This window comes from Marinobacter alkalisoli, assembly GCF_045449795.1.
GTDB lineage: Bacteria > Pseudomonadota > Gammaproteobacteria > Pseudomonadales > Oleiphilaceae > Marinobacter.
On record NZ_JBJJLB010000034.1, the window covers coordinates 1 to 3,755 of the forward strand.

6 protein-coding genes are annotated in these 3,755 nt (G+C 50.3%); 5 read left to right on the plus strand and 1 reads right to left on the minus strand.

Annotated elements, in window-relative coordinates:
• Positions 1 to 251 precede the first annotated feature (251 nt).
• From ACJO3M_RS16115 to ACJO3M_RS16135, 5 genes are all read left to right on the plus strand, one after another.
• On the plus strand, positions 252 to 590 hold the full coding sequence (locus tag ACJO3M_RS16115) for a hypothetical protein (RefSeq protein ID WP_407002411.1): 339 nt from the start codon (positions 252 to 254) through the stop codon (positions 588 to 590).
• Positions 591 to 700: 110 nt separating this feature from the next.
• Complete coding sequence (locus ACJO3M_RS16120) at positions 701 to 1,036, plus strand: Imm8 family immunity protein (RefSeq protein WP_407002412.1); 336 nt, start codon at positions 701 to 703, stop codon at positions 1,034 to 1,036.
• Between the two features lie 99 nt (positions 1,037 to 1,135).
• Positions 1,136 to 1,606, plus strand: coding sequence for a hypothetical protein (locus ACJO3M_RS16125; RefSeq protein ID WP_407002413.1), 471 nt, complete (start codon positions 1,136 to 1,138; stop codon positions 1,604 to 1,606).
• Between the two features lie 84 nt (positions 1,607 to 1,690).
• Positions 1,691 to 2,092 carry a hypothetical protein gene (locus ACJO3M_RS16130; RefSeq protein ID WP_407002414.1) on the plus strand — a complete coding sequence of 134 codons (402 nt, stop codon included), beginning with the start codon at positions 1,691 to 1,693 and terminating at the stop codon, positions 2,090 to 2,092.
• 109 nt (positions 2,093 to 2,201) lie between these two features.
• Complete coding sequence (locus ACJO3M_RS16135) at positions 2,202 to 2,552, plus strand: VOC family protein (RefSeq protein ID WP_407002415.1); 351 nt, start codon at positions 2,202 to 2,204, stop codon at positions 2,550 to 2,552.
• Between the two features lie 45 nt (positions 2,553 to 2,597).
• On the opposite strand, the gene ACJO3M_RS16140 is transcribed toward ACJO3M_RS16135, so the two are convergent.
• The gene (locus ACJO3M_RS16140) at positions 2,598 to 3,551 is read right to left on the minus strand and encodes an IS110 family RNA-guided transposase (RefSeq protein WP_406998860.1); all 954 of its coding nucleotides are present in this window, start codon (positions 3,549 to 3,551) and stop codon (positions 2,598 to 2,600) included.
• Positions 3,552 to 3,755 lie beyond the last annotated feature (204 nt).

Consider the following 3,755-nt stretch of genomic DNA (forward strand, 5'->3'; position numbering starts at 1 on the left):
GGTATGGAAGGGTGGTTGAAAAAGTGGATAGTGGTCTTTGTGATCATTTTTGTTTGGGACGGCGGTCAGGAAAACAGCCAGAACTTATTGACCTGACGGGATTTTCTGCCTAGTTTTGGGAAACTGTTGAATTGAGATATGAGTCAGTGGAAAAGTGATCATTCAGACTCATATACAAATGTTAGGTCCCAGAAATGATCAAAAAATTTGAAATAGTGCCTAGATCTGCTCTCGGTCCTCTCCGGTTAGGGATGAGTAAGGTCGATTGTGAATCTTTGCTGGGAGCTGCAACTGAGAGCTTTAAGAGAACCGAAGATTCAACCGAAACCGTTTTGGCTTATGACGAAGAATCGATTCATTTGGAGGTTGATTCAGAGGGTGTTGTCGTTTTGGTGTCAGCTTTTCAGCCCCGAGAGGTGTTTCTCGATGGTATCCAGCTTCTCGGTCGGCCGCTAAACCAAATAGCTGAGGCGCTCTCGTCCGCTGGAGTCCAGTTTGAGGAAAATGATGTCGGTCTTTGGTGCGACCAAGCTGGAGTCAACATTGTTGTAGTCGATGACATCGTTGATGGGGTAGAGCTAAGTGCTTAGCACCGGGCCTAACAAATCGGTCAACCGGACGCCAAAAGCGTGGCGCTTTTGGTTCCCTCCGCTGGCGCTCCGGCGCCGGTTACCTCTGCGTTATGCGTCAGGGAGTAACGATGAAACCTGTCATCCTCAGCTACGATTGCTCTGATCATGATCCAATAGATCAGTGGGCGCCCAACGACGTCTATGACGTCGACTTTTGGATGAATTTCACTATCGGTCCAGATCACGAAGGCGGCGACAATTTTCAGGTGCATATAGTTACGCCCAATAATTTGCATGGACGCAACGCCACTAAGCACGCCATTGTTCTCAACGAATTTAGTTGGCCGGCGGTTTTAGCCGAAGTCAAAGCTATACTTGCTCAATGCGAAGGGCCCAGCTGGTCAGAAATTTCAGAAAAATTATCTGGCTACATGGCTTGGGAGTATGAAGGCTATCGGCCCTAAGTTCTTGCTGGGACATCGCATAACCAGTAGCGCAAGTCGGACCGGTTTTCCGGTGCGGTTGCGCCTCCAAACCGGCCGCTTCGCATGGCGTTAAATTCTATGAGTATCACGTTTAGACATTCAGCCGGATTTGGAAAGCGCATCGAGTACTGGGTGGCCGGGTTGATGCTTAAAGAAGGCATCGACGTCTACATGCCGCTAATCGATGACAATGGCATTGATGCGGTTATTCGTCGGCCTGACGGTACCTTTATAGAGGTCCAAATCAAGGCGAGATCCAAGGATGTCAAGATGGGAGACGCAGCTTTGTTTGCCGCGCTCACACACGAAATCCGGGATAATTATTGGTTCGTTTTCTACTCTGAGCGCATGGAGACTTTCTGGATAATGACTTCAGAAGAGTTTGTTCAGGAGTCGGTCCAGAATCGCACTGGTAAAAACCAAGGGAAACGCTCGATATGGTTCAATGGGAAGCGCAAGAATAAAGAAACAGGGGAATACACGGAGCACTGTCATGAGCGCTTCAAGAAGTATATCGAGACGGACTTTTCCCGGCTGGTCACAATTTAACAATACGCGTCACTCGGATGACCTTATCTCCGCTTCGCTCCAAAAAGGCCACCGGTGCGCTCTGCGTTAACAGTCAGGTACAGAATGCTGCATCCCAAGTTTGAGTTCAGGTTATCTAGAGCGCGCGTAGAGGCGCGCGATCCAAAAAGTGGCATCAGCGTCTCGTTTTCCCTGGATATTACCTTGGATTCAGAACATATCGTGAGAGATGTTGGTGGCTTCAGCCCTAAAGGCAGGGTGCGGGGAACAACGTACATGCCCTTTACCTCGGCGCCTAAATCAGAAAAACAGGTCAGAATGGCAAATTTGGTTCTGGCGCACACCATTAGAGAACTCGATACCGCCCGGAATGGTCGTTTCTTGGGCATGTCGTTTTCACCGGAGATTGAGTTCAGGCTCAGTCGTGACATGGCTTATTTGGAGGACTATCTCCAACAAAACAAGGATGGTTACGGTGCGCACAGAATTTCGGTTGTTACCGAGTGACGGTTAACCAAGCCATCCACCGGATGCCAAAACCGCCGCTTCGCTCTGGTTTTGTCATAGGTGATGGCGGGCGTTAGAGTCAAAACAAGTCAGCCTGCGGGAGGTGAAAGTGAAGGTAAAGCGCATAGTCACGAACATTGCGGCAACCAACCCTTCAGAAGCAGACAGGTTTTATGAGGCAATTTTTGGGCTGAAGATCGTGATGGATCACGGGTGGATAAGGACCTATAGCTCGGGCGAGGAAATGACCACACAGGTAAGCGTGGCATCCGAGGGTGGCTCCGGCACGCCGGTTCCTGATCTATCTATAGAGGTGGATAGTTTGGATGCAGCTTTGGAGAGAGTGAAGAACGAAGAAATTAAGATCGAGTATGGTCCCGCAAGTGAGCCTTGGGGTGTTCGCCGCTTCTATGTCCGTGATCCTTTCGGGAAACTCATCAACGTATTACAGCATGAGTAATCTTGAGTCAGCTCTAACAAGTGACTGTGGTGTCAATCGCATATATTAAGCCACTTTTTCACGCCACGGTTCCTGATTTTTGACCATGGTATTGAGCACCACAATCATCTTTCGCATGCAGGCAACGACGGCCACTTTTGGAATCTTCCCCTGGGCCTTCAAGCGTTCGTAAAAGCGTTTGAAAACGGGATTGCACTGAATGGATGAGAGCATGGCCATGAACATCACGGTTCGGACTCTGGGGCGCCCACCTCGTATCCTCCGTTTGCCATTGAGCTTGCCGCTGTCTCGATTGATGGGTGCGACACCGACCAGTGCGGCGATCTCCTTTCGGTTCAGAGAGCCGAGCTCCGGCAGCTCACTCAGGAAGGTGTAGGCGAGCACTTTTCCGACACCGGGCACACTGGTCATGATGTCCATTTTGGTACGCCAGTGATCCACTTTGGCCACTTCCTGCTCGATTTGTCGGGTGATCGTTTCAATCTGGCTCTGCAGCATCCTGAGTAAGCTTTTAATGGATCGGTGAAGGGGTTTTGGCATGATCTGGAGACGGTTTTTCTCCATGGTGGACATCTCCATAAGCTGAGCCCGCCTGGCCAATAAGTCTCTGATCTTTTGTGATGTTTTGTCCGGGATAGGTCTGAATTCCGGCTTGAGTGTGGCAGCATATTTGGCAATCACCTGGGCATCAATACGGTCAGTTTTGGCGAGCACGCCGATGGCCTGAGCGTAACGTCTGACACTGGTGGGATTGACGACTATGATCGGTAAGCCTGCCTGATTGCAGGCCTGAACCAGGGCATGCTCATGGCGCCCTGTGGCCTCCACCACGATTCGTTCAATATCGTAGTCCTTGAGGATCTTCACGAACCGACGAATGTGGGCTTCGCTATTGGGAATTGAATAAAACTGTCCGGAAGGATGGAGAGCGATATCAAGGTTGGCTTTACCAACGTCGACACCGATATTCAGTGAAGTTTGGATTTCTGTGGTGTTCATAATAAGCTGACTCTGCCTTGCTATACGGGCTCGAGGCCCCGATGACTGTACGAGTTATCGCTTGAGAGTCATGCAGCGCTACGCACTTGTTACCGGTCTCTCGAATGAGGAGCCTGCCAACATCGAGCTGCTGCATGAAGGCCCCCAGCGGCCACTGGGGGTGGGCCTCAATTTACCCAAACACGGCAGAAATTATCCATACAA